General features: G+C 70.6%; 21 protein-coding genes and 1 other RNA gene. 11 read left to right on the top strand and 11 right to left on the bottom strand.

Annotated features, from left to right (window positions below; all coding sequences use genetic code 11):
- Positions 1–5: 5 nt before the first annotated feature.
- The 4 genes from ABD798_RS23865 to ABD798_RS23850 are packed head-to-tail and all read right to left on the bottom strand — an operon-like array spanning position 6 to position 5,711.
- A complete protein-coding gene (locus tag ABD798_RS23865; RefSeq protein ID WP_344878602.1) occupies positions 6–1,958 on the bottom strand; it encodes a hypothetical protein in 1,953 nt (650 codons plus the stop codon).
- The gene (locus ABD798_RS23860) at positions 1,955–4,819 is read right to left on the bottom strand and encodes an ATP-binding protein (protein WP_344878703.1); all 2,865 of its coding nucleotides are present in this window, start codon (positions 4,817–4,819) and stop codon (positions 1,955–1,957) included. Before ABD798_RS23860 ends, ABD798_RS23865 begins: the two co-directional genes overlap by 4 nt.
- Positions 4,820–4,838: 19 nt before the next feature.
- Positions 4,839–5,417, bottom strand: coding sequence for a hypothetical protein (locus ABD798_RS23855; protein WP_344878599.1), 579 nt, complete (start codon positions 5,415–5,417; stop codon positions 4,839–4,841).
- A 6-nt stretch (positions 5,418–5,423) separates the two neighbouring features.
- Positions 5,424–5,711: a hypothetical protein gene (locus ABD798_RS23850; protein ID WP_425549259.1), complete on the bottom strand. Its 288-nt coding sequence runs from the start codon at positions 5,709–5,711 to the stop codon at positions 5,424–5,426.
- Between the two features lie 443 nt (positions 5,712–6,154).
- Here ABD798_RS23850 and ABD798_RS23845 point away from each other — a divergent pair, with 443 nt between their 5' ends.
- Positions 6,155–6,535: a hypothetical protein gene (locus tag ABD798_RS23845; protein ID WP_344878593.1), complete on the top strand. Its 381-nt coding sequence runs from the start codon at positions 6,155–6,157 to the stop codon at positions 6,533–6,535.
- A 76-nt stretch (positions 6,536–6,611) separates the two neighbouring features.
- On the opposite strand, the gene ABD798_RS23840 is transcribed toward ABD798_RS23845, so the two are convergent.
- The 6 genes from ABD798_RS23840 to cobC all read right to left on the bottom strand — a co-directional run bounded on the left by ABD798_RS23840 (position 6,612) and on the right by cobC (position 11,086).
- A complete protein-coding gene (locus tag ABD798_RS23840; RefSeq protein WP_344878590.1) occupies positions 6,612–6,866 on the bottom strand; it encodes a hypothetical protein in 255 nt (84 codons plus the stop codon).
- 39 nt (positions 6,867–6,905) lie between these two features.
- Positions 6,906–7,315: RNase P RNA component class A (rnpB, locus tag ABD798_RS23835), an RNA gene on the bottom strand.
- 30 nt (positions 7,316–7,345) lie between these two features.
- Positions 7,346–8,437 (bottom strand): bifunctional RNase H/acid phosphatase, encoded by a 1,092-nt coding sequence (locus ABD798_RS23830; RefSeq protein ID WP_344878587.1) that lies wholly within the window; start codon positions 8,435–8,437, stop codon positions 7,346–7,348.
- Positions 8,434–9,168, bottom strand: a complete 735-nt coding sequence (locus ABD798_RS23825; RefSeq protein WP_344878584.1) for a zinc ribbon domain-containing protein — start codon at positions 9,166–9,168, stop codon at positions 8,434–8,436. The genes ABD798_RS23830 and ABD798_RS23825 overlap by 4 nt, the downstream gene beginning before the upstream one ends.
- 56 nt (positions 9,169–9,224) lie before the next feature.
- Positions 9,225–10,043: a Nif3-like dinuclear metal center hexameric protein gene (locus ABD798_RS23820; protein ID WP_344878581.1), complete on the bottom strand. Its 819-nt coding sequence runs from the start codon at positions 10,041–10,043 to the stop codon at positions 9,225–9,227.
- A complete protein-coding gene (cobC, locus tag ABD798_RS23815; protein WP_344878578.1) occupies positions 10,040–11,086 on the bottom strand; it encodes an Rv2231c family histidinol phosphate aminotransferase CobC in 1,047 nt (348 codons plus the stop codon). Before cobC ends, ABD798_RS23820 begins: the two co-directional genes overlap by 4 nt.
- A 263-nt stretch (positions 11,087–11,349) precedes the next feature.
- On the opposite strand from cobC, the gene ABD798_RS23810 reads away from it, so the two are divergent.
- The 7 genes from ABD798_RS23810 to ABD798_RS23780 all read left to right on the top strand — a co-directional run bounded on the left by ABD798_RS23810 (position 11,350) and on the right by ABD798_RS23780 (position 15,943).
- Complete coding sequence (locus ABD798_RS23810) at positions 11,350–12,549, top strand: glycosyltransferase 87 family protein (RefSeq protein ID WP_344878576.1); 1,200 nt, start codon at positions 11,350–11,352, stop codon at positions 12,547–12,549.
- 10 nt (positions 12,550–12,559) lie between these two features.
- On the top strand, positions 12,560–12,991 hold the full coding sequence (locus tag ABD798_RS23805) for a hypothetical protein (RefSeq protein WP_344878573.1): 432 nt from the start codon (positions 12,560–12,562) through the stop codon (positions 12,989–12,991).
- Positions 12,992–13,026: 35 nt separating this feature from the next.
- Entirely contained in the window at positions 13,027–13,431 is a 405-nt protein-coding gene (locus ABD798_RS23800; protein ID WP_344878570.1) for a helix-turn-helix domain-containing protein, read from the top strand.
- A gap of 31 nt (positions 13,432–13,462) precedes the next feature.
- Entirely contained in the window at positions 13,463–13,828 is a 366-nt protein-coding gene (locus ABD798_RS23795; RefSeq protein ID WP_344878567.1) for a hypothetical protein, read from the top strand.
- Positions 13,829–13,892: 64 nt separating this feature from the next.
- Positions 13,893–14,354 (top strand): low molecular weight protein-tyrosine-phosphatase, encoded by a 462-nt coding sequence (locus ABD798_RS23790; protein ID WP_344878700.1) that lies wholly within the window; start codon positions 13,893–13,895, stop codon positions 14,352–14,354.
- Positions 14,351–15,121: a fructosamine kinase family protein gene (locus tag ABD798_RS23785; RefSeq protein WP_344878564.1), complete on the top strand. Its 771-nt coding sequence runs from the start codon at positions 14,351–14,353 to the stop codon at positions 15,119–15,121. The genes ABD798_RS23790 and ABD798_RS23785 overlap by 4 nt, the downstream gene beginning before the upstream one ends.
- A gap of 21 nt (positions 15,122–15,142) precedes the next feature.
- A complete protein-coding gene (locus ABD798_RS23780; protein ID WP_344878561.1) occupies positions 15,143–15,943 on the top strand; it encodes an SURF1 family cytochrome oxidase biogenesis protein in 801 nt (266 codons plus the stop codon).
- Here the strand turns inward: ABD798_RS23780 and ABD798_RS23775 are convergent.
- Positions 15,896–16,846 (bottom strand): cobalamin biosynthesis protein, encoded by a 951-nt coding sequence (locus ABD798_RS23775; protein WP_344878558.1) that lies wholly within the window; start codon positions 16,844–16,846, stop codon positions 15,896–15,898. The genes ABD798_RS23780 and ABD798_RS23775 overlap by 48 nt on opposite strands.
- Positions 16,847–16,937: 91 nt before the next feature.
- Here ABD798_RS23775 and ABD798_RS23770 point away from each other — a divergent pair, with 91 nt between their 5' ends.
- Genes ABD798_RS23770 through ABD798_RS23760 form a run of 3 tightly spaced genes read left to right on the top strand, consistent with a single transcriptional unit; the run spans position 16,938 to position 23,913 of the window.
- Complete coding sequence (locus tag ABD798_RS23770) at positions 16,938–18,545, top strand: DUF2397 domain-containing protein (protein WP_344878555.1); 1,608 nt, start codon at positions 16,938–16,940, stop codon at positions 18,543–18,545.
- Entirely contained in the window at positions 18,542–19,798 is a 1,257-nt protein-coding gene (locus ABD798_RS23765) for a TIGR02678 family protein (RefSeq protein ID WP_344878552.1), read from the top strand. The genes ABD798_RS23770 and ABD798_RS23765 overlap by 4 nt, the downstream gene beginning before the upstream one ends.
- Complete coding sequence (locus ABD798_RS23760; RefSeq protein WP_344878549.1) at positions 19,795–23,913, top strand: TIGR02680 family protein; 4,119 nt, start codon at positions 19,795–19,797, stop codon at positions 23,911–23,913. The genes ABD798_RS23765 and ABD798_RS23760 overlap by 4 nt, the downstream gene beginning before the upstream one ends.
- The last annotated feature ends 102 nt before the right edge of the window (positions 23,914–24,015 follow it).

Genomic DNA, 24,015 nt, shown 5'->3' with positions numbered 1-24,015 from the left:
AGTTCTCATCGGGGCTCACCGTCGCGCAGCTCCAGCCCCCGCGAGGGCCGGTAGACCACCCACACCGACCGCCCCGCCACCGTCTCCATGTCGGCGCGGCGCGGGCTCGACACCGACCCGGACGAGACCGCGCTCGGCGTCGTGTCCAGCCTCGACGGCACCACGACCGCGTCCTCTCCGGTGCGGTCCCAGCTCCGGTCGAACACCGACGCCGTGTCCACGATGCGGCTCCGCGCCGCGGGCAGGGCGGCCCTGTTCGCGCTGAGCGCTCCGCCCCCCGCCTCGTGCAGCCTCTGCGCGGCCCCCGCGGGCAGCACCCGGCCGTCCGCTCCGACCACCGTGCCCTGCACCGTCGCCGCCAGCGCGCCCCGTGCTCCGCGCCCGCCCGCGTAGGCCGCTTCGGGCCGGTCCCGGAACCCCTTGCGGCGCCCCTCCACGTTCTGGTCGGGGTCCATGCCGCGAACCTCGTCCCAGAAGTCGTCCTGCGGCGTCCGCTGCCCGGCGCGCCTGCCCCGGAACCGCGACAGGAACCCGGGCGGAGTAGCGGGCAACGTGCTTCCGACCGCGCCAACGGCGAGGTCGACCATCTGCCACATCCGCCGCATGGGTTTGCCGATCATGAAGAAGATCAGCGTGACCAGACCGGCGAGCACCATCTGGGTGAGCAGGCTCAGTGCTCGGTCCGGAGCGAAGATCCACGTCAGCAGCATGGTGTGCAGCCCGGCGAGGGCGGCGATGATGATGACGTTCAGCAGGGCCGCGCCGGCGACTCGACCGATCTGGCGCAGCACGTTGTGGTAGATGATCGCGATCAGGCCGATGATCGGCCCGGCCAGGATGATCACGCGCAGCAAGACTTGGCCGAGCAGGATCGTGGCCTTGGCCAACAGCTGGAAGAGCGAGTAACAGATTCCTTGCAGGAACGCGAGGAAACCCGCGCCCATGCGGCTGCCGTCGACACCCTGGAAATAGCCGTACGCTCCGCCGAGCTTGGTCGCGATCTCCTTGAAAGCGGCCTTCTTCTGGTCCGGGGATCCAGCGTCCTTCTGTTCGTCGATGTCCCGCTTGGTCCACGCCTGGGCGGCCAGCAGCTCGTTGGAGAACTGGTTGGCTTGCGGGGCGTCAGGTGAACCGAACTCCCCGCGCTTCCAGTTCCGGAGAATGACCTGGTCGTGCAGCACTGTGGGAAGGGCATGTCGTTCGTCGATCCCCACCTGGCGCAGGAATCCTGCCTGGACCTGCGAGGTTCCGGTGATGAGCACGCCATCGAGCACCTGGGTGTAGAGCAGCGGCGTCAGATACGTCGCCGCCGCCAGCCAGATTCCCGCCAGCGCCCACAAACCTCGTTTGCCGATCGTGGCCAGGTCGCCGTTCCAGATGTACCGGAACAGAAACACAGCCAGGATCAGTGCGGCGAGCCCGAACAAAGGGGCGAACACCGAGTCGTAGAGCGCCTTGGTCCCGGTCTGCACCAGATCGTCCAGCGGCTTCATCAGCTTGCCGTCGAGCAGCGCGTAGTGCAGTGCGTTGGTGGCGGCGACCATGTTCTTGCCGAGGTTGAAGAGCTGGTTGCCCGCCCACGTGTCGATGACGGCCTGCGGGTTCTGGATTCCCTCCGGCCCACATCCGAGGTCGTAGGTGTGCCAGATCTGCCCCGCGTAGCCGTACTCGGCGTAGGCGCTCGGAGGCTGCTCCGGGTCGATCGGGGTCGGATCGATGGCCCCGACCATGCCCGTGCGGGGACGGTCGGGGTTGGGGGCCTGGGCGCAGCTGGAGGTCTGGGCCAGGGCGGGTGCGCCGAAGGCGGCCTGCATGCCGACAATGGCGAGGACGACGAGCAGAGCCCGTCGGCGCGCGGCGGAGCCGGAGCGGGGGACGGTGTCGAGCCGCCTGCGTCGGGCACGCCGACGCGCCACGAGGAGCGCGACGGCGAACGCCAGCACCACCAGCGTGGTCATGCGGCGCTGTCCCGCCCCACACGGCTCCTGCCGCCCCTGTCGTCGGTCCCGTCCGGTCGTGGGTCGAAGTCGTCGGAGTCAAGGCCGACCTCGTCGAGGGCGGCTTCCAGTTCGGCGTCCAAGTAGTCCTCCCCGGCCAGGTCCGGAACGGCCGCGTCGATCCGTGCCTGGGCCGCGTCCTGGGCCCGCACGGCCGCCGCGGACTTCACCGCGTCGCCTCGGATCGCGTCCGGCGTGGTGTCCATGGCCCCGCGCAGGTGCGCGAGGTGGGGACCGCCGAAGTCGATGCGGATGCGCTCGACCCCGCCCGCGCCGTCACCGAAGATGAACTGGCGCGGGGACTGGTCGCGTTCGGTCGCGGTGCGCACACCGCCGGGACGGCGCCCGAGGCTGGCGACGACCTGCTCGTAGCCGGCGCCGACGGGCACCTTGAGCAGCCGCAGCGCGTCGGCCTGGGCGTTCTCGTCGTCGAGGCGGCCGACGAACACCGAGTCCAGCAGCGAGACGAAGCCCTGGATCTTCAGGAAGTCGGCGGGGATCTGCGAGGACAGCAGCACCCGGACGTTCCACTTGCGGGAGTCGCGGGCGAAGCGGTTCATCAGCACGCGGCCGGTCGGCACCTCGGAGAGGAAGAACGCCTCGTCGATCCAGACGCCCTTGCGCTGGTCCTTGGGCCGCTCGTAGATGGAGCGCTGGGTGAGCCACGCGGCGAGGTTGAGCATCTCCACGCCGAGGGACTCCGCGTCGGTCCAGTGCTCGCGGCCGACGGACTCCTTGGGCAGGGTCAGCCCGGCCATGGTGAGCACGGTGAAGCGGTCGTCGCGGGTCTCGGAGTACGGGTCGGCGTCGTGCTCGGGGATGAGCAGCGACATGCGCTCCCGCATCTCGTCGAGGAAGTCGGCGACCACGGTGGCGTGCTCGTGGTGTTCGGAGGCGTCGCGGCGCAGCGCGTCGAAGACCATGCTGGGGTTGGCGTTGGGCCGGCCGCCGACGGTGCGGACCGCGCGCAGCAGCACGATCCTGGTCTGCGGCATCCGCGAGACCTCGTAGGGCAGCAGGCCGGTCAGCACGTCCAGCACGAGGCGGCGGCGGGTGGCGGCGGCGAGCGCCTTCTCCCTGCGCCAGGACCGCTCGGGGTCCTCCTCGTCGAGGAAGTGCTCCAGCTGCGGCTCGGCGACCACCCGGTACGGGTTGAGGATGCCGGGCTGGGCGTTGAGCAGGTTGATCGGCCGCGCGTACGGCCGCAGCTCGGGCAGGTCGCACAGCTTCGCCAGCGGACCGGAGGGGTCGAGCACGGTCCAGTACGCCCCGGAGCGCAGCGTCTTGTAGACGATGCCGCCACCGAGGAAGGACTTTCCGCCACCGAGGCCCGCGACCATCGCGGTGAGGCCGGAGGCGTCGCGGATCTCCTGCGCCATCCACGGGTCCCACGCCACCGGGCGCCGGGTCGCGGTGCAGGTCTCGCCGAGCAGGATGCCGCGCCGGTCACCGACCTCGGCGGTCGCGGTGGGCACGGCGGAGGCGGCCCAGATGACCGAGCCCCTGCGCAGGTAGGCGGCGGAGGCCAGCGGCTCGCCCGGGACGAACTCCCTGGCCATCGAGTACTGGGCCTCGGGGTGCTCGACGGCGATCTTCGGCTTGTACAGCTCGACGAGCTGCTGGGCCAGGCGCAGCGCGTCGCGCTCGGTGTTGCCGGACACCGCCAGCCGCCACCACGAGCGGACCCTGGTGGCCAGCGCGGTGAAGCCGGAGGTCATCTCGTCGTCGATCTCCAGCACGCGCGCGGCCTGCCGGGACAGCGACTGGGGCGGTTCCAGCTCGTGCTCGTCGGTGTAGTGCCGGACCTGCGAGCGGACCTTGTTCATCTGCCGTTGCAGCTCACCCGTGACGTCCTCGGGTTTGCGCACGTAGATCCGGGCAGACCACTCCACGGAGGCGGGCAGCCGGTCGGCGCGCTGCACCCACGGGTCGTCGATCTCCGGGATCTGCAGACCGTGCATCATGCCGACGGTGAGCACCACGACGTTCTTGGAGGTGCCCGCGTTGGAGCCGGTGCGGCCGCGCACGGTGACCGTGGGCGCGTAGGGCTCCTGGTGGAAGTCGGCGGCGTCGGTGAAGGACGCGAGGTCCTCCGGCTCCCACTCGGCGGCGGGCACGGCGGGCAGGTTGCGCGGCGCGGGCAGGCCCAGCGAGCACGAGCGGTGCATCAGCCAGGACATCTCCTCGGCCGTGACCGGGCGGCCTTCCAGGCCCGCGGAGCCGATCACCTGGTCGAGGTGCTCGACCTCGCTGTCCAGTGCGACCAGCTCGGCGTCGACGGCCTCGGGGAAGATCTTGCGCAGCACCGGCGCGGCGCGCTCGACGGCGCGGTCCATCACGTTGCGGGTCTGCACCTGGACGCCGAGGTAGACCTCCTTCTCCGCCATGGAGCGGCCCATCAGCTGCTGCTGCTCGCCGACCATGTAGTCGTCGAAGGACAGCGCGCCGCCGGTGTCCGGGAGCCTGCCGACCGCGTTGTGCACGTGGGCCTCGGCCCACATCCGGATCGGGTAGGGCCGGTTGGTCACGCGCAGGTGCAGCCAGCGGCCCTGGAGCTCGGCGTACTGCCCGGCGATCGCGTGGATCAGGTCCTGGCGCTGCGAGTCCGAGCGGAAGGACCAGCGCTGCGGCGAGAGCCGGTACCAGGCGTAGACGTCCTGGCTGGTGCGCAGCAGGTGGCCGTCGATGCTGCGCGCCGAGATGGACGGCGTGTAGGTCGGCACCGACTGCTCACCGGGCAGTCTGCGCCCTCTCTTGCTGTGCGCCCGCTGGTCGGCTTTGCCGCGCGTGCCCTGGCGGTTGTGACGGGTCGAGCCGTCCATGCCGGAGCTGCGGTCGTGGTTACGCCGGCGACGAAACACCGGGTGCCTCCTTGCTGCGGGTTCGGCGCGGCCTCCTGCGGCCCCCCGATGCTTGTGCGGGCTGCTGTGCCTGCTGCGGTCCCCCGGTGCGGGAGGAGGAGCGGGCCCCGGCGGACTGCCGCCGGGTCGTGCCGTTCCTGGCGGCAGCCTTCTTGGACTTCTTGGCGGCCTTCTTCGCCGCGCGCTTGTTCTTCGGGCGCGGGCGTTCCGGGCGCACCCGGACGCGCGCCGCGCTGGCCGCGCCGCCCTGCCCGGACCCGGTCTGCCGGGGTGCGGTGAGCTCGCGCACCCACATCGCCGCGACCGCGCCGAGCGGCCGCTCCTGGTTGATCCGCGAGCAGATCATCCTGGTGACGACGATGGTGATGACCACCGCCCACGCGGTGGAGAAGAAGCTGAAACCGAACCCGATCCGCCGCTCGATGAGCGTCACCAGCAGGAACACGGTGATGCCGACGCCCCAGGCCACGTACCGGGCGCGCCACGGGAAGGTGGCGCGCGGCGGCCCGAGCCAGACTGCGTCGATGCGGTAGACCTCGTCGTCGGTGCGAATGCGCACTCCCGATCACCCGGTGAACAGCTGGGCGATCCACTTGCCGATGTTCACACCGGCGCCGCTGACCGCAAGACCGACGATGGCCAGCGCCACGATCACGCCGCCGAGGCGGCGCATCACGCCCGCGTTGTCCCCTCGGCCGCCGCCGAGCCAGAGCAGCAGGATGGCGACGACGAGCAGCAGCAGAGGGAGGAGGTTGCTCTGGATCCAGGACTGGAGGCCGGAGGTCTGGATGGTCCCGCCCGGTCCCGGCTGCTGAGTCGCCTGGGCCAAGAGGTCCATGGTCGTTGTGGTGATCATCGTCCCTACTCCTGAGTACGAGGAGCTCTGCCGCTCACCGGATCCCGGTCGGCGCGCGATCGGCACCGGCGAGTCCTACGAGTACAACATGCCGCCATGACGAGGTGTACTGGCTAGAGTGCCGTGCGTCGAGCACGAACAGGTTGACGAGCCCGAAATACGTCCAATCCGACCACACACATCATCGTGTGGAGGCTCCCGGCGGTGAACAATCGACGCGGCTTTGTCCCGCTTGCCGCAACGATTCACCCGGCTGCGAACACAGCGGTGACGGATCGTGCGCGGACCGGACGGGGTAAGGATTTGCTTGCGCACACTTCACGGTGTGCGGAAGTCTGTGGAACGCGTACCCGCAAGCCTGTCCTCGGGGTTGAAGCCCATGGGGCGTCGATCTGGAGTGCGGCGCGGAGACCAGCAAGCGAACTCGAAGGAGTCCGCCGATGACCCAGTCCACCGAGCCCTCGGCCGGCGGCGCCGAGCAGGCCGTCGCTGAACGCGAGGCCGACCGCGGCGCAACCGGACGTGATGAAGATCAGGCTACCGGCTCCGTCCAGGCGGGGCCGCGCAGGGTTCAGCGCACCGTCAATTTCGAGCGGACCGTGCTGGAGCGCGCCAGGGCGGCCGCGACCTACCTCGCCGCCTACGAGCCGCAGGCGGGCGTGCGCAGCCTCGCCGACATCGTCAACCCGGCCGTCGAGGCCCGGGTCGCGGAGTTAGAGGCCGAGTTCAACGGCGGCAAGCCGTTCCGCCCGGTCTACCGGATGCCCGCGGGACGCCCCGCCCGCAACGTCCCCCGACCGGACCAACTGGAGCACGACTAGGCACGCCTGGCGAAGAGTGCGGCGATGCGTCCGAATTCGCGGGCTTCCCCCGAACGGCCGCGGACCCGCTTCACTGTCAGTGATTGTCCGCCTGGTCCCGGAGTCGGCCGACGAGCGTCGAGAGCACCCAGCCGAGCCCGGCGAGCAGCGCCGCCGCCACGAGCTGGCCGGGCTGGCCGAACGCCGCGACGAACTCGTCGACCAGCAGCAGCCCCACGGCGATGGACAGCGCGAGCGGCAGGAACGGAGCCTTCGGCATCGCTGTGACCAGCGGGAGCAGGAAGGCGAGAGTGATCAGCATCTGGCCGAGCAGGGTCAGCACCCAGTCCATCTCGCTCAGCCCCCTCGATCGCGCGTTTCACCAGTACGGGGGATGAGTCGGCCTGTAAGCCGGGTCCTGTTCCGGGGTGCCTCGCGGCACTCCCTTCGGCGGCCATCCATCTAGGCCCGCCGTCGCCGACGGGCTCGTGCGGCCTACCCGCGAGCTCGGGCGGGCAGCCCTCAAGCACTCGCGCTGGTCCGGGTCCGAGGACCCGGACCTTTTTGGCCTTGCTCCGGGTGGGGTTTACCGAGCCATCCCGGTCACCCGGGATGCTGGTGGTCTCTTACACCACCGTTTCACCCTTACCCGGTCCGCTCGCGCGTCCGGGCGGTCTGTTCTCTGTGGCACTGTCCCGTGGGTCGCCCCAGGTTGCCGTTGACAACCACCCTGCCCTGCGGAGCCCGGACTTTCCTCGGCGGCGGGGTCTCCCCCGCCGACGCGGCCGCCCGGCCGACTCATCCGGGCACCAGCCTACGCACCCGGGACGATCACCCGAGGTGCGAGGTGTCGTTGACCAGGCGCACCGAGGCGTGCTCGTCGGAGTAGAACTCGGCGATCGAGACCGACGCCAGGTCGAGGTGCAGCCGGAACAGCAGCGACGGGCCCACGTCCAGCGCCATCCGCAGCAGCGTCTTGATCGGCGTCACGTGGCTGACCACCACGATCGTCGAGCCGCCGTGCTTGGCGATCAGGTCGTCGCGGCAGCGGCGCACGCGGCGGTGCACGGCGTCGAAGCTCTCCCCACCGCCAGGAGGGGCGAACGAGGTGTCGGACAGCCAGGCGCGGTGCGCCTCGGGGTCGCGCTCGGCGGCTTCGGCGAAGGTCAGGCCCTCCCAGGAACCGAAGTCCGTCTCGGTCAGCCCGTCGAGCACGACCGGCTCCACGCCGAGCGCGTCGGCCACACCGCGCGCGGTGTCGACGGCCCTGGACAGCGGGGAGCTGACCACCGCGGCCACGTCGGTCAGCTTGCCCAGCCGCTGAGCGGCGGCGGCGGCCTGACGGCGGCCTTCCTCGGTCAGCTGGGCGTCGCCGCGCCCGGAGTAGCGGCGCTCCACCGACAGCGGGGTCTGACCGTGCCGGAGCAGGATCAGCCTGGTCGGGACGCCGGTCGCGCCGGTCCACGACGGGGTCGCGACGGGCTTGGCCTCTTCGCCTTCGGCAACCTTGCCCGCCTGGGCGTCCATCGCGAGGTTGGCCAGCCGGTCGGCGCGCTTGTTGCGCTCGCGCGGAATCCAGGTCCACCGGACCCGGCCCAGGCGCGCGAGGAGCTGCTTCGCCTCGGCGGCGAGCGGCTGCATGGCGGGGTGCTTGACCTTCCACCGCCCGGCCATCTGCTCGATGACCAGCTTGGAGTCCATCCGCACCTCGACCTCGGTGCCCGGCCCCAGCTCGGCGGCCGCGGTGAGCCCGGCGATCAGGCCCTGGTACTCGGCGACGTTGTTGGTGGCGACGCCGATGCCCTCGGAGCGCTCGGCCAGCACCTCCCCCGTCGCGGCGTCGAGGACGACGGCGCCGTACCCGGCGGGCCCGGGGTTGCCCCGCGAACCGCCGTCCGCCTCGACGACGACGCGCGTGGTCACAGACCGGACTCCGAGGTCCTGACCAGGATCGCGCCGCACTCCTCGCACCGGACGACCTCGTCGGCGGCGGCCGTGCGCAGGTCGCTGATCGCGGTCCGGTCGAGCTCCAGGCGGCAGGCCCCGCAGCGGCGGGCGCGCAGCAGCGCGGCACCGGTGCCCTTGTTGGAGCGGATGCGCTCGTAGAGGGTGACCAGCTCGGTCGGCAGCTCGGTGAGCACGGTCTTGCGGCGGTCGCCGGAGCGCGCCTCGGTGGTCTCCAGGTCGGCGAACACCTGGTCGCGGCGGCCCTGCGCGTCCGAGAGCTTGTCCTCGGCGGTGCTCAGCTCGCCCTTGGCGAAGCTCACGTCCTGCTCGACGGCCTCGCGCCGCTCCATCAGCTCCAGCGACTCGTCCTCCAGCACGCCCTGGCGCCGCTTGAGCGTCTCCAGCTCGTGGTTGAGGTTCTCCGCCTGCTTGGCGGGCACGCCGTCGTCGAGCAGCTTGCGGTCGCGGTCGGCCCGCGCGCGGACCTGGTCGATCTCGGTCTCCAGGCGCTTCACGTCGCGGTCCAGGTCACCGAGCGCGGTCTCGGCGGCGACCACCGCGTCGCGCTTGGCCCTCAGCACCTGCTCCGCCTCGACGATCTCGGCCAGCTCCGGCAGGGTCCGCCTGCGGTGGGCGACGCGGTCGAGCTCGGTGTCGACCTCGGCCAGGTCGAGCAGGCGGCGCTGGACGGCGGGTGCTGCTTTCACGGAGTGCTCCCCCAAATGGAGTTGTGATCAAGAGGTCTGGCGAGGCGGGGCTGTGTCTAACTGGACGCTGCGAGCGTCCACGGATCAGTGCGGCGCGCGGAGACGCGGACTGCGACGTTACCGCCGAAGGTTTCGCGGATGACGCGCGCCGCCTGCTCGCACCACGGCCACTCGCTCGCCCAGTGCGAGACGTCGACCAGCGCGGGCAGGTGCGCGCCCTTCTCAAGGTGCTCGCCCGCCGGGTGATGGCGGAGATCGGCCGTCACATAGGCATCCGCCCCGGACTTCGTCGCCGCGCCCAGCATCGAGTCGCCCGCGCCTCCGCAGACCGCGACCCGCCTGATCATCCGCTCGGCGTCGCCCGCGGCCCGAACGCCCCACGCGGTGGCCGGGAGTGCCTTGGCCACGCGGTCGACGAACGCGGCGAACGGCTCCGCTTCCGGCAGCTCGCCCACGCGTCCGAGCCCCAGGTTGGGTGCGTCCGGCCGGGGTTCGAGCGGGACGGTGTCGATGAGGCCGATCGCCTCGGCCAGCGCGTCGGAGACCCCCGGGTCGGCGGAGTCGGCGTTGGTGTGGGCGCAGTACAGCGCCGCGCCCGCGCGGATCAGGCGGTGGACGAGCCTGCCCTTGGGGTCGCTGGCGGGCACCCCGTTCACCCCGCGCAGCAGCAGCGGGTGGTGGGCCAGCACGAGGTCGGCGCCCAGCTCCAACGCTTCGTCCACAGTGGACTCGACGGGGTCGACGCAGATGAGCACGGACCGCACCGGCTCGGCGGGATCGCCGCAGACGAGCCCGACCGCGTCCCAGGACTCGGCGAGCGCGGGCGGGTAGGCCCGCTCCAGCGCGGTGATCACCTCGGCGAGGGTGGCGCTCATGGGACGGGCTCCTCTAGTAGTTCGCGCAGCGCGGCGAGCAACGGGGCGGTCTGGTCGGGTGCGCGCACGGCCACGCGCAGGTGGTCCGGGGTCAGCCCGGGGAAGGTGTCGGCGCGCCGCACGGCGAAACCCTTGTCACGCAAGCGTTCTCGCAGCGCAGCGGCTCCGACGACGTGCAGCAGCAGGAAGGGCGCGCGAGCGGGCTCGGCCACGCTCACGCCGGGGAGTTCGGCGAGCGCCTTGGCGAACTGGGCGCGGTGGTCCTCCAGTTCGCGCGCGACGGCCTCGGCCTCGGCGACGGCTCCCGGCTCGCAGCACGCGCGGACCGCTTCCAGCACGAGCGCGTTGACCGGCCACTGTGGACGGTGCAACCCGAGCTTCGCGAGCAGTTCCTCCTCGCCCAACGCATATCCAGCGCGCAGGCCGGGCAAGGACCACGTCTTGGTCAGGCTGCGCAGGACGAGCACGCCGGGCGTGGTGTCTCCGGCAAGCGACTCGGGCTCGCCGGGGATCGTGTCGGCGAACGCCTCGTCCACCACGAGCACCCGGCCGGGACGAGCGAGCGAGCGCACCGCTTCGGCGGGGTGCAGCACGGACGTCGGGTTGGTCGGGTTGCCGAGCACGACGAGGTCGGCTTCATCGGGGATTCGCGCGGAGGCGAGCCGGTGATCGTCCAGCACCACGCGTGTGACCGGCACACCGGCGTCGGTCAGCGCGACCTCGGGTTCGGTGAAGGACGGGTGGATCACAGCGGCCAAGCGCGGCTTCAGCGCTGGCAGCAAGGCGAATCCCTCGGCCGCCCCGTTGAGCACGAGGACCTCGTCGGGTCGGCGGCCGTGACGCGCGGCGGCGCTCGCCCTCGCCGCGGCGTCGTCCTGTGCGCTCGGGTAGCGGCCGAGCTCGTCGAGGGCGGCGGCGAGGCGCTCGTGCAGCCACCTCGGCGGCCGGTCGGCGCGCACGTTCACGGCGAAGTCGGCGAGCCCGGGCAGGGCTTCGACATCGCCGTGGTGGCGCAGGGCCGCCCGGTCCACGTTTCCGCTCATCAGCGCGAAAGTCTATGCACTGCGCCCGGGACACCACGGACGCTGGGCAGCACGGCCTCGCAGGCCCGAGGGTTAGGCAGTCTTCAAGTACGACAAACCCCGCCTGACGGTGTCACCAACAGCGGCAAACCTCGGGTGGCGGAAATAATTTCTCAGGGTCGCGGGCGCTGACATATCCGGGCTTTCCCGGAGCACTTGAACGCGCGACTGCTCGAAGCTGGGTTTCGCCGAAGCAGCCCCCGTCCGAAGGCGAATCCCATCTCATGAAGCGCGCTTTCCCCGTCCTCGTCCACCTCGTCGGACTGGCCATGGCGGTCAGGACCATCTCCGGCTTCGCCATCGACCTCGGCGTGTACCGCGCGGGCGGGCAGGCAGTGCTCGACGGGGCTCCCGTGTACGAGAACGAGCTGTTCGCCGGGCTGCTGTTCACCTACACGCCGTTCGCCGCCCTGATCTTCGTGCCGCTCGCGCTCATGCCGATGATCGTCGCGCAATCCCTTGCGGCACTGGGGAACTACGCGCTGCTGACGTACTCGTTGTCGCGGTCGTGGAGCGCCCTCGACAAGCGGAAGGCCGTCGCGCTCACGCTGCTGATGGCCACTCCCCTGCTGCTCACCGAGTCCGTCCGCCTCACGCACTCGATCGGCCAGGTGAACCTGGCGCTGCTCGCGCTCGTGCTGTGGGATCTGCTCCGCGACGATTCCCGGCGCACCAAGGGAATCGGTGTCGGCATCGCCGCGGGCATCAAGCTCACACCGCTGTTCTTCGTCGCCTACCTCGTCATCACTCGCCGATTCCGCGCCGCCGCCACCGCGATGGCAGGATTCGCGGGCACCATCGCCTCGGGCTTCCTGTTTCTACCGAAGGATTCCCTGCGCTTCTGGTTCGGCGGCACCTTCACCGACGCCGCGCGCGTATTCCCCAACCCCGCCGCCGTGCACAACCAGTCACTGCGCGGAATGCTGCTGCGCGCCTTCGGCGTCTCCGCCGAAAGCCAGGGCTTGTGGATCGTCCTGGCCGCCGTCGTCACGATCGGCACCCTCGCCATCGCCGCGTGGGCCAGCCAACGCGGTGAGGAACTGCTCGCCGTGACGCTGTGCGGCCTGTGCGCCGCGACCGTCTCGCCGTGGTCGTGGGGGCACCACTGGGTGTGGATCGTGCCGCTCGCCGTGATCGCCGTGCGGAAGTCGTGGTGGGCGCTCGCGCCGCTGTTCGCGCTCACGTTCCCGAAGCTGCACGCGCTCGCCGCCCCCGACCCCAGCGTCACCGCGCCGCCCGTGCTCACCGACGGCCCCGCCGCCTTCCTCCTCGGCAACATCTACGTGATCATTTTTGCCACTGCCGCAACAATTTCCGTCGTCTACTTCTTCCGCTCGCCATCAAGCCGTCTAGACAAACCCACACAAGACGCACGAGAGATACTGGAGTCCTCGACGGCGAGCACGAGTCGCGCGCATTTCTGAGGGGGAATCGGTGTCGACCAGGTCTTCCTTCGCGTACAACGGCGGCGGCACCTGGCGCTTCTACGAGCGCGAGGGAGTCAACATCCCGATGGCCGAGATCCGCGAGCACGCGAGCGCCATCGCGGCGGTTGAGGGCATTGCCGCGCGCAACGACTTCATTGCCACGATCCGTCTGAAGATCAAGAGAGCCGCGCTTGGCCAGTTGGTCCCACCGGCCGATGCGAAGACCCGGATGGCACGTCGTCCGGACAGCAACGAACTGCGATGGCTGTTCGAGAGCACGCACTGGCGCCTGTACTACAGCGAACCGCTGAGGCTGTACACCGAGCGCGTCATGCTCGGACTGCGGTTCAACATCAAGAGGAGCATGGAGCAGCAGAACCGAGACATCGACGAGGCGTCGCTGAGGAACGTGTGGTGGCATGCCTACAGCTCGGAGTAGTATCGGCTATAACCGATACTTGCAGGGGAGGGGCCGTGGACGAGCTTGATCTGCTCCTCGGGTTCGACGAGGAGGACGACCAGCAGCGCCTCGCCGCCGAACTCGTCGAGGCCGACTACGACTGGGTGGCGGCCCTGGTGGCGCTGCGCAAGCGTCGCGGTTTGACGCAGACGCAACTCGGGGAATTGATGGGTCGCTCACAGAGCGTGGTCTCCGACATCGAGTCGATGAGCACCGACCCAAGGCTTTCCACACTGCGGCGCTACGCCATGGCTGTCGGCGCTTCGGTGGAGCACCTCGTGCGGGACACCGCCGAGCCCGTGAACGTCCCGGTGACGGTGGCGCACGTACGCGCCGAGCAACCGCGTGTGAGAAAACTGCCGATCAAGAACGCGGGATGGTCGTCGGAGCCGGTATTGCTGGGAGCGCAGGGTGACTAAACCGAGTGCTTGGCCCGAATATGTGCGATGCGTGTCTTTTCAGGCCACTGTCGAACCGCTGGATTCCCCCGCACCCGGCAGCCCCCTTCAGCTGAGCTTCCAATACAGGGTCGACGGTGAAGCCGGGCTCTTCCGTGTCCTGTCCGAGGTCTACGACGACGACCTCCTCGTCTTCATGACACACATCGCGAGATTTGCCGTGGCACCGCTGCCCGACGACGCGAGCGAGGACGTGATCGGCAGCTTCATCGACGAGTCGGTCGTACCTGCGGTCTTCCCCTACATCCAGGAAGGCGCGGCATCCGCTGCCGCACGAGTGCGGCCGAAGCAACCTCTGCTGATCAAGTGGAACTACGACGAACCACTGCACCTGGTGAAGGCGTCGGAGAAAGACTGACTCACGGCCTCAGGCCGGTAGGACACGCTCGTTCGGGGAGACTACGAGGGTGAGCACGGATGAGATGGGCCTGCACGTCTGCTTCGTCTGCACGGGGAACATCTGCCGGTCCCCGATGGCGGCGCTGATCTTCGCGGAGCACCTGAGGCGCGAGGGGTTGGACGACCGGGTACGGGTGAGCAGTTCGGGCACCGGGTCGTGGCACGTGGGCGAGAAGATCGACTCGCGGGCGGGGGCGACGTTGCGGGACAACGGGTATCCGACGGCGCACAGGGCGGCGCAGGTGGGCGCGGAGCACCTGGACGCGGACCTGTTGGTGGCGTTGGACGCGGGGCACGCGCGCGAGCTGAGGCGGTTGGCAGACGATCCGGAGCGCATCCGGCTGCTGAGGTCGTTCGCTCCGGAAGGCACGGATCTGGACGTGCCGGATCCTTACTACGGCGGCGACGAGGGCTTCACCGAGGTGCTGGGCATGATCGAAGCGGCCTCGCCGGGGTTGGTGCGGTGGGTGAAGGAGCGACTGTGATCCCGATCGGCTCGGGGGCGAGCGGAACGGTCTACCGGACGACCTGGAACAACCGCACGGTGGCGGTCAAGGAAAGAACCGTCCCGGAGCGCAACGGGGCCTGGGCGGAAGCTGCCTCGCTGGCCTGGCTGGGCACAGCGGTGCCGGAGGTCTTCGAGTGGGACGAGGACCGGATCGTCATGGAGTACCTCGACCCGGGCGAGCCGGACGAGCGCGCGGCCGAAGAGCTGGGGCGGGCGCTGGCGGAGATCCACGCGAAGGGTGCGGCGAAGTACGGCTGCCCGCCAGAAGAAGGGCCGCGTGACGCGTGGATCGGGCCGGTGCCGATGCGGAACGAGGAGTGCGACAGCTGGGCGGAGTTCTACGCGAGCCACCGCGTGGAGCCCTACGTGCGCATGGCGGTGGACCGAGGACACCTCAGCCACGAAGAAGCCCGGGTCTTCGACCGGAGTTGGGAAGCACCGGACGAACCGCCAGCGAGGGTGCACGGCGACCTGTGGAACGGGAACGTGCACTGGGGGCGCGACAGGGCCTGGCTGATCGATCCGGCGGCGCACGGAGGGCATCGGGAGAGCGATCTGGCGATGCTCGAACTGTTCGGTTGCCCACATCTGGAGCGGGTGCGCGGGGCGTACCTGGAGGTGGCCCCGTTCGCTGACGGTTGGCGTGATCGTGTTGCGCTGCACCAGGTGTTTCCGCTGCTCGTGCACGTCGCGGCGTTCGGCCGTTCCTACACGGAGCGAGCCCTGGCGGCGGCTCGTAGCTGAACTACGCATACCGTGGTGCCCGTGCGTTGGAAGTTTCTGCTGCGGCCGGGTTGGCTGGCGTTGATCGCTGGAGTGCTGATGTTCTCCGCGGCGTGCTTCCTGCTGCTCGGGCCGTGGCAGTTCGACCAGCACGACCGCAAGCAGCTGCTGATCGCCAACGTGAGCAGCTCGGAGACGGCCCCGGTGATCGCCTACGAGCGCCCGGCGCCGACGAACGAGTGGCGCCAGGTGCGGCTCACGGGCACCTACCTCGCCGAAGCCGAGACGGTGGCGCGGCTGCGCACGGTGCTCGGCGAGGCGGCCTTCGAGGTGCTGACGCCGATGCGCCTCAACGACGGCAGAACGGTGCTGGTCAACCGGGGTTTCGAGCGGCCGGTCAACAGCGTGCAGATCCCCGACTACGACGCGCCGCCCAGCGGTGAGGTCACAGTCGTGGGCAGGCTGCGCGTCGACGGGGGCGGCGGGGAGACCCGCGAGATGGTCAACGTCGGCAAGCACAAGCAGGTCTACTCGGTGAGCACGGCCGCGGTGACCGCCGCGACCGGAGTGCAGCTGGAGCCGGGCTTCGTGCAGCTCAACCCGGGGCAGCCCGGAGTGCGTGGGCCGCTGCCCCTGCCCAACCTGGACGCCGGACCGCACTTCTCCTACGCCTTGCAGTGGTACGGCTTCGGCGTGATGGCGATCCTCGGCATGTGCTACTTCGCTTACCGGGAAGCGAATCCTGATCAGCCGCGCAAGATGACTGTGCAGGAAATGCTTGCAGCAGAAGAAGGATCAGCGACGGCGACGAAGCCAGCTGATCGCTACGGAAGCCACCGCTGACACCGCCGCAGTCGCCGTGCCGATCACCCGCGACAGCTCGACGCTGCGCGTGACGTCACCGGAGTCCGGCGTGCGGCCCTCGCCGAGAACGGGCCGCTCCTCAGCGCCGTAGCCGTAGACCGTCCGCCCGCCCAGCCGCACGCCGAGCGCGCCCGCGAAGGCCGACTCGATCTGCCCGGCGTTGGGGCTGGGGTGGGCCGAAGCGTCCTGCCGCCAGGTCCGCCAAGCCCCGCGCGCGGAGCCGCCGACGACGGGCGCGCACAGCGAGGTGAGCATGGCCGCGACGCGGGCGGGCACCAGGTTGGCCACATCGTCGATCCGCGCCGAGGCCCAGCCGAAGTTCGTGTAGCGCGGCGAGCGGTGGCCGACCATCGCGTCGAGGGTGTTGATCGCGCGGTAACCCAGCAGACCGGGCACTCCTGCCACCGCGCCCCACAGCAGCGGAGCGACAACGGCGTCGGAGGTGTTCTCCGCGACGGACTCCACGGTCGCGCGCGAAAGGCCCTGGTTGTCCAGCAGCTGAGGCTCGCGACCGCACAGGTTGGGCAGGCGGTCGCGGGCCTCGTCGAGCCGGCCGCCGTCGAGGGACTGAGCCATCGCGGTGCCCTCCGCGCCGAGCGAGGTCCCGCCGAGCACCGCCCACGTCGCGGCGGCCGTGCCGAGCGCCTGCACGAGGGGCCGTCCCCGGCCGAGCCGCTCCACGCCGACGCCGAGCGCGACGACGCCGCCGGTCAGCACGGCGTTGTAGAGGACTCCGGCGCCGCGGCTGTCGCGGTAGACGACGCGCTCCAAGGACTGCGCGGCGCGGCCGAACGCGGCGACGGGGTGTCCCCGGCGGGGATCGCCGAGCGCGGCGTCGGCGGCGACTCCGAGCAACAGACCGATCGCGCGAGCCGCGCTCAACTGGGCCTCCCGGTGGTGCACTGCGTGACGAGTGCGAGCACGTTAGCGCTCGTGCGAGCGCTGTCGGGGAGCGGGTTAAGGTGGCGGCGAAGTGAGTGCCGGGCACGAGGGGCGAACGATCGACACCGAGACCAGCTTGCCGGACCGCGCGGGCGAGGCGGCCGGGGCGGACCACGAGGCCGAGCCCCGACTGGCCCTGTACGCCTACCTGACGGCCGAGCATCGCCGCAGCTACCTGGCCATCATGCGGTTGTTCACCGCGACGCTGCTGCCGGACCTCTCACCCAACGAGGTCGCCGCGGCGCTGGCCCCGCTGGAGCGCGAGGGCGCGATCGAGGCGGGCGAGTCCGATCCCGAGGTGATCGCCGACCGGCTCAAGCGGCTCCACGACTGGGGGAATCTGGTCAAGGGGCGGCGGGAAACGATCGCCTCCAGCATCGCCGAGTTCGTCCGCGGCGCCTTCCGCTACCAGGTGAACAAGCTCGCCGTGCGCGTGCAGCGCGACGTGGACGAGCTGCTGCGGGTGCCCGAGGGCGCGCGCGAGGTCTCCCGCGAGCTGCTGCCCGCGATCGAGCGCGGTCTCACCCAGCTCGGCGGCACGCTGTCAAAGGCGATCACGGCGGAGCGCCAGGGTGGCTCGGTGGCCAAGCGGGCGCGCGAGGAGCTGGCCGAGCAGGTCACCACGCTGTTCCTCCAGCACGCCGAGCTGGCCGTGACGGTCCGCGACTTCTACGCCTACCTCGGCCAGGTCGTGACCAGGCACAACCTGGAGCCGGACGAGATCTCCGGCTTCCGCAACCTGCTCGTCGAGTACATCCAGATGGTCGTCGAGGACGTGCTCCGGCACACCCCGACCATCGCTGACTCGCTGAAGGGCTTGGCACGCGGGCGGAGCGAGTTGCTGCGGCTGCTCGGCCCGAACGACCAGCTCGGCGGCGCCGTCGAGCGCGCGCGGGGCCGGTCGCGGACGGACTGGCAGGAGCTGACGGACTGGTTCGTGGACCGCCCGGGGCGGCCGAGCCAGGTCACGGCGCTGCGCGAGGCCACGGCGCGCGCGATCGGCTCGTTGCTGGCCAGCGTCAAGCGCGCGACGGCGGGCGGCGGGCTGCTACCCGGCAGGCGCTCGGAGCTGCTGGAGCTGGCCTCCTGGTTCGACTGGGCGGAGCCCGCCGAGGCGCATTCGATCTACGCGGCGGCTTTCGGGCTCTACTCCTCGCGGCACCTCCTGCCCGCGCCGGAGCACGACGGCGACGACGAGCACACGCCTTGGCGCGACGGTCCGGTCGTGGACGTGACGGTCAGCGTCCGGAGCCGCGGTGATCGTGGTGCTCGCGGTCGCGCGTCACGCATCCTGGACGACCCGTTCACGCAGGAAACCCTTCTGGCAGAAGCACGAAAGGCCGATCAGCGGCGTGCTGCGGCGGTCTTCGAGCTCGCGGCGGCGGCGCCGAAGTTGGAGGAGACGGAGCTGTCCTCGGACGCGCTCGGCGTCTTCTGCGAGCTGCTGACGCTGGCGATGGCGCAGCGCGAGCGCGACACCGACCAGGGCTCGGCCGCCGATCCCGTGCGCGGGCTGCGCCTGACGCTCCAGCCCACCGAGGAGGAGCCGACCCGCATCAAGACGGTGAGCGGAGTCCTCACGCTGCACGGCGCGCGCGTCGCCCTCACCACCGAACAGCCCGAGGTGCGCTCCTCATGAGTACTGCGACCAGACAGCGGGGCTCCGCGGCGGCAGTCGCGGTGCTCGACGGGCTGTCGGACATCGACGCCGCGAACGTGGTGCGGTGCGCGCGGACCCTGCTCCGCCGTCCATTGTTGCGAGTGGACAGCCACGACGGCGACCTCCTCCCGCTGGTCTTCCGGCACCGCGTCGCGTTGCAGGAGCTGTTCTCGTCGCTGCTGGGCTATCGCCTTGTGGTGCAACGGAAATTCGCTCGCCTGTACAAGTCGGGCCCCGGCCCGCAGGTCACTCGCGGCGAGCAGTCGCTGACCCCGCGCGGCTACGCCTACCTCGCGCTGAGCATGGCCGCGCTGATCGGCGTCGGCCGCCAGGTGCTGCTGTCGCGGCTCGTCGCCGAAGTCCGCGCGGCTGCCGTTGAGGCCGGGATCGAGGTCTCCGACGGCCTTCCCGACCGGCGCGCGCTCACGGCCGCGCTGCGCCACCTCGTCGCGCTCGGCGTGATCACCGAGACCGAGGGTTCGGTGGCGCCGTGGACCGGTGAAGCTCCGAGCGAAGCGCTGATCACCGTGGACACCGACCTGCTCGGGCACCTGCTCGCCGGGCCGGTCGGCGAGGTCGAGACGCCGGACGAGCTGATCACGGCTTCGGCGAGCACCGGCATGGTCGGCGGAGAACGCGGCGTCGAGCACGCGGTGCGGCGCAGGCTCGTCGAAGATCCAGTTGTGCTGCACGCGGATCTGCCCGAGGCGCAGCGGGTCTGGTTGCAGCGCAATCACAAGCGCGAGTCGCTGTTGCTGGAGCGCTGTTTCGGGCTGGTCGCCGAGGTCCGCCTTGAGGGCGTCGCGGTGACCGATCCCGAGGAATACCTGACAGACCTCGGATTCCCCGGCATGGGCACCGTCGCCCGAGTCGCGCTGCTGTCGCTTCCCGAGCTGCTGCACCAGGAAGAGGAACCTCGCGCGGACGGTCGCACCGAGGTGAGCAGGCTGCGCGTGCGCGAGGTCTGCGCCGAGCTGGTCGAGTCCTACCCGTCGGCGTGGTCCAAGCAGGCGACCGAGGACGTGGACGAGCTGGTCGACGGAGTCCTTGAGCTGCTGGCGGCGCTGAGCCTGGCCGTGCAGCAGGACGAGGGCACGTGGTTGATCAGCCCGGCCGCGCACCGCTGGGTCCCCGACCCCGACGCTTCCCCTGGGCGTGAGAGCGTCGAGGAAACCCCCGAACCCGTTGTCCAGACGCCAAGCTGGTCGCTTTTTGATGAGGAGAGCACGTGAACCGCTGGCGGCTCAACCGTGGTGGCATCGTCAACATCTGGCAGTACGCCGAGCAGGAGTTCGACTTCTCCGGCGGCCGGGTGATCTTCCAGGGCACCAACGGTTCCGGCAAGTCCCGGACGTTGGAGCTGCTGCTGCCGCTGTGCCTGGACGGTGAGCTGCGGCAGATGGGCTCCAAGGGCTTCGACACGGTCAGCATCCGGCGCCTCATGCTCGACGACTACACCGGCGGCCCGAACCGGATCGGCTACGCGTGGGTGGAGCTGGAGCGCGGGGAGGGCGAGTACCTGACCTGCGGCATCGGTGTGAAGGCGTCGAAGACCTCGCAGCAGGTCACCGACTCGTGGCGCTTCATCACCTCCGCGCGCGTCGGCCGCAACCTGCAGCTCGTCGGGGCGGAACGGGTTCCGCTCGGCCCGGCGCAGCTGCGCGAGGTGATCGGCGCGGACTGCGTGCTGGAGGAGGCGTCCTTCCGCGCGAAGATCGCCGAGACCGTGTACGGCGTTCCGGCCGACCGCTACTCCGACCTGCTGCACCTCCAGCGCACGCTGCGCAACCCCGACGTCGGCCTGAAGGTGTTGGAGGGTCAGCTCGAACAGATCCTCTCCGACGCGTTGCCGCCGTTGGAGACCGCGCTGATCGAGCGGCTGGCCACCTCCTTCGACGACCTGGAGTCGATCCGGGAGAACATCGTCCGGCTGAGCACCGCGGACTCCGCGCTCGGCACGTTCCTCAACTCCTACTCCGGCTACGCGCTGACCGAGGTGCGCAAGGCCGCCGAGCAGGCCGAGGTCGCGCAGCGCAAGCTCACCTCGCTGCTGTCCGAGCTGAACCGCTTGGAGCGCAGGAAGATCTCCTCCGCTTCGGACCGCTCCGAGGCAGAGGCCAAGGTCGCTGAGCTGGAGGAGACCGAGAGCGAGCTAGAGGTTCGCATCGAGGCGCTGAAGGCACTGCCCGCATACCAGGGGCTGCGTGACCTCCAGGACCGCGAACGCCTGGTCGCGACCTCGCGCAAGGGTGCGGAGAGCGCACTTGAGGTCGCGAATCGCCAACGCGCGCAAGAGGATCGCGCGGTGGACGCGGTGCTGGGCAGCCTGGAGCGCCTGGAGCGGGACACCGCCGCGGCGGGCGGGCTCGCCGAGCAGGCGGGCCAACTGCTGGCGTCGGCGGGCCTGGAGCGGACGCTGACCGTGCAGGCCCCCGAGGCTCCGCCTGCGGCCGTTGAGGTCGTCACGGCACGCGTGCGGGCGAAGCCGGACCCCGACGCTGAGGCGCTGCCGATCGAGCGCAGGGAACTGCCGTCGCTGAGCCCGGACGCGTTGCTGACCGGGCTGCGCGAAGCCGGTGAGCGCGCCGAAGAGGCCGCAGCCGTTGTGCGGCAACGGAGTGCGCTCACGCTGACGCTGCACCAGCGTGCCCTGGAGTCCGACCGCGCGCGGGACCGCGTGGAGCAGCTGCACCGCACGGCGCGGGACGCGATGATCGCGGCGACCGAGTCGGCTGGGCGGCGCAACGAGGCCGGTCAGCGCGTCGAAGTGGCCGCGCAGGACTGGTCGGAGGCCGCGCAGCGCTGGTCCCAGGACGGCCCTCTGTCCACTTTGGACATCACTCAGCTTCCGCACCTGCCGCGACCGGAACTGCTCGTCGCGGAGAGCGCGGCCGGGCGCAGGGCGACGCAGGAGATCCGCAAGTGGGCGGGTCCGCACCTGCACACCGCGAGCCAGCACGTGCTCAACGCCGAACAGCGGCTGAGTGAACTGCGCGGCTCGATCGGCGAGCGCGACACCGAACTGCGCGGCCTGCGCCAAGGCCAGGAGCCGGTGCCACCGCGAAGCACGCTGACCGAGCGCGATTCCGGTGCTGGAGCGGAGTTCTACCGCTTGGTGGACTTCCGCCAGGTCCTCTCCCCCGCTGAGCGCGCGGGCCTCGAAGCCGCCTTGCAGTCCAGCGGCCTGCTCGCCGCGTGGGTGCACGCGGACGGTCGGATCGCGGGCGCTGGCGAGGCGGATGTCATTGCCAGCCCTGGGGAACAGCTCCCCGGCCGCACGCTCGCCGAGGTGCTGACCCCCGCGCCGGAGCCGGGGTGCCCGGTGCCGACGGAGATGATCGAACGCCTGCTGGAGTCGGTGTCGATCGAGCCGTCCGGCACTGCTGCGACCGCCGTCTCCACGGACGGCACCTGGCGCGCCGGAACGCTTTCCGGCTCCTGGCACAAGGACGCGGCGGAGTACTTGGGCGCCGGAGCCCGCAAAGCCGCGCAGGGGCGGCGGATCGCCGAGCTGGAAGAAGAACTGGACCAGCTCCGAGGCCTGCGGGCCGAGGCGCAGCAGGCCGTGGAAACCGCGCGCCAGCACGTGAAGGCGTGGGAAAAGCACCTCGCCGCGTTCCCCGACGACGGCGACCTGATCACCGCGCACGCGCGGCTGGCCAGCGCGCAGGAGGCGTCGGCGGAAGCCGAGCAGCGTGCGCGGGCGCTGCGCGAGCAGCACCAGGAAGCCGATCTGCGTTGGCAGGCAACGAGAACTGAGCTGACGCAGGCCGCGACCGAGGCGGGGCTCTCCGACGAGACCGCCGCGCTGGAGCAGGCTTACCGAGCGGCCGAGCAGGCGCGCGGAACCGTTGAGCAGCTCCGGGAATCGCTGGTCGAGCGGTGCGCGGGCACGGTGAACCAGCTGGCCGACGCGCTGCACAACCACCACGCGGCGCTGAGCGACCGCGAGGAGGCCGAGGCCGAAGCGGAGCTGCGCTGCACCGAGTACGGCGAGCAGGCCAGGGCGCTCGAAGAGCTGACCAGCTCGATCGGCGGGGAGGCGCAGCAGATTGCCGCGCAGCTGACCGAGGTCGAGCGCGAGCACCGCCAGGCGCGCAAGGACCTCCCGGCCGCGCGCGAGCGGGTGATCGCGGTGCGCGAGGAGGCCACGAAGGTCGAGACGCTGCTGGAAACCAAGCAGCAGCAACGATCCGGCACAGAGGCCGAGCGCGAGCGCGCCAACGAGGCGTTCCGCGCGCTGCTCACCGCGCCGGGCGTGTGGGCCGCCGCGCTGCCCGACGCCGAGGAGCCGTCACTGGAGGACCTGAGCGCCGCGTTCGAGGCGCTGCGCGAGGCTCCGGACAAGCGGCCGGTCAGCGAAGGCACCGTGATCGGCAAGCTCCAGGCGCTCCAGTCGTCCTTGGCGGGCAGCCACAACATCACCGCCGAGACCGTCGCGGACGTGCTCACCGTGACCGTGACCTCCGAGGAGGGGCCGCGCCCGGTCGCCGACGCGGCGGCGCGCGTGGCGTCCAAGCTCGGGGAGCAGCGCGGCTACCTCGGCGAGCGCTACCAGGACATCTTCTCCGACTACCTGATGCGCGACCTCGCCGAGCGTCTGCGCACGCAGATCGGTGTCGCCGAGGACCTGTGCAAGCGGATGAACGAGGTGCTCGACCAGGCGCGCTCCAGCCAGGGCGTGCACGTGCAGCTCGAATGGCGTCCGTCGGCGGCGCTGGACCCCGACACCAAGGACGCGCTGGAACTGGTCCGCACCCCGTTCGCCGACCGCGACCAGGAGCAGGACGCGTTGCTGCGCAGGGCTTTCACCGAGCGCATCGAGTCCGAACGGGACGCGCACTCCAGCGGCTACGCGGAGATCTTGGCTCGGGCGCTGGACTATCGCACCTGGTACTCCTTCACCGTGCGGGTCCGCGACAACGGTCCGGACAGCAAGCCGCGCGTGCGCAGGCTCCGCCAGCTGTCTTCGGGCGAAACGCGCCTTGTGTCCTATGTGACCCTTTTCGCCGCTGCTGCTTCGTTTTACGACGCTGTTGGCACTGGTGTCGCTGCGGGCGCGGCCGAAGATCCGCTTGCGGGATCGAGCATTGGCACAGGGCCGCTTCGCCTCGTGCTGTTGGACGAAGCATTTGAACGGCTTGACGATCCGACTATCGCCAGGATGCTCGGGCTGCTGGTCGACCTGGACATGGACTGGATCATCACCTGGCCCAGTGGTTGGGGCGTGTCGCCGAAGATCCCGCGCATGCACATCTTCGACGTGCTGCGGCCGAAGAACGGCGGCGGTGTCGCGTGCACGCACACGACCTGGGACGGGAGTTCGCTGGACCGCGAGGACGTCTGATTTCACAAAAACCGTGAAACAGAGGGTTCTTTCGGAGGGTTAGCGACGGTGCGCCGTTCGGCTTAACGTCGCTGCAAGCCTTACCCCCTGCGGAAGGACAGA

It is taken from the genome of Allokutzneria multivorans, assembly GCF_039537405.1.
GTDB classification, from domain to species: Bacteria; Actinomycetota; Actinomycetes; order Mycobacteriales; family Pseudonocardiaceae; genus Allokutzneria; species Allokutzneria multivorans.
The sequence above is the reverse complement of the archived record's forward strand: the minus strand, read 5'-3'. Positions and strand labels throughout refer to the sequence as shown.

Coding starts and splice junctions, on each gene's coding strand:
- ABD798_RS23865 (WP_344878602.1), bottom strand. CDS start 1,958: ATGACCACGCTGGTGGTGCTGGCGTTCGCCGTCGCGCTCCTCGTGGCG.
- ABD798_RS23860 (WP_344878703.1), bottom strand. CDS start 4,819: ATGGACGGCTCGACCCGTCACAACCGCCAGGGCACGCGCGGCAAAGCC.
- ABD798_RS23845 (WP_344878593.1), top strand. CDS start 6,155: ATGACCCAGTCCACCGAGCCCTCGGCCGGCGGCGCCGAGCAGGCCGTC.
- ABD798_RS23840 (WP_344878590.1), bottom strand. CDS start 6,866: ATGGACTGGGTGCTGACCCTGCTCGGCCAGATGCTGATCACTCTCGCC.
- ABD798_RS23820 (WP_344878581.1), bottom strand. CDS start 10,043: ATGAGCGCCACCCTCGCCGAGGTGATCACCGCGCTGGAGCGGGCCTAC.
- cobC (WP_344878578.1), bottom strand. CDS start 11,086: ATGAGCGGAAACGTGGACCGGGCGGCCCTGCGCCACCACGGCGATGTC.
- ABD798_RS23810 (WP_344878576.1), top strand. CDS start 11,350: ATGAAGCGCGCTTTCCCCGTCCTCGTCCACCTCGTCGGACTGGCCATG.
- ABD798_RS23790 (WP_344878700.1), top strand. CDS start 13,893: ATGGGCCTGCACGTCTGCTTCGTCTGCACGGGGAACATCTGCCGGTCC.
- ABD798_RS23765 (WP_344878552.1), top strand. CDS start 18,542: ATGAGTACTGCGACCAGACAGCGGGGCTCCGCGGCGGCAGTCGCGGTG.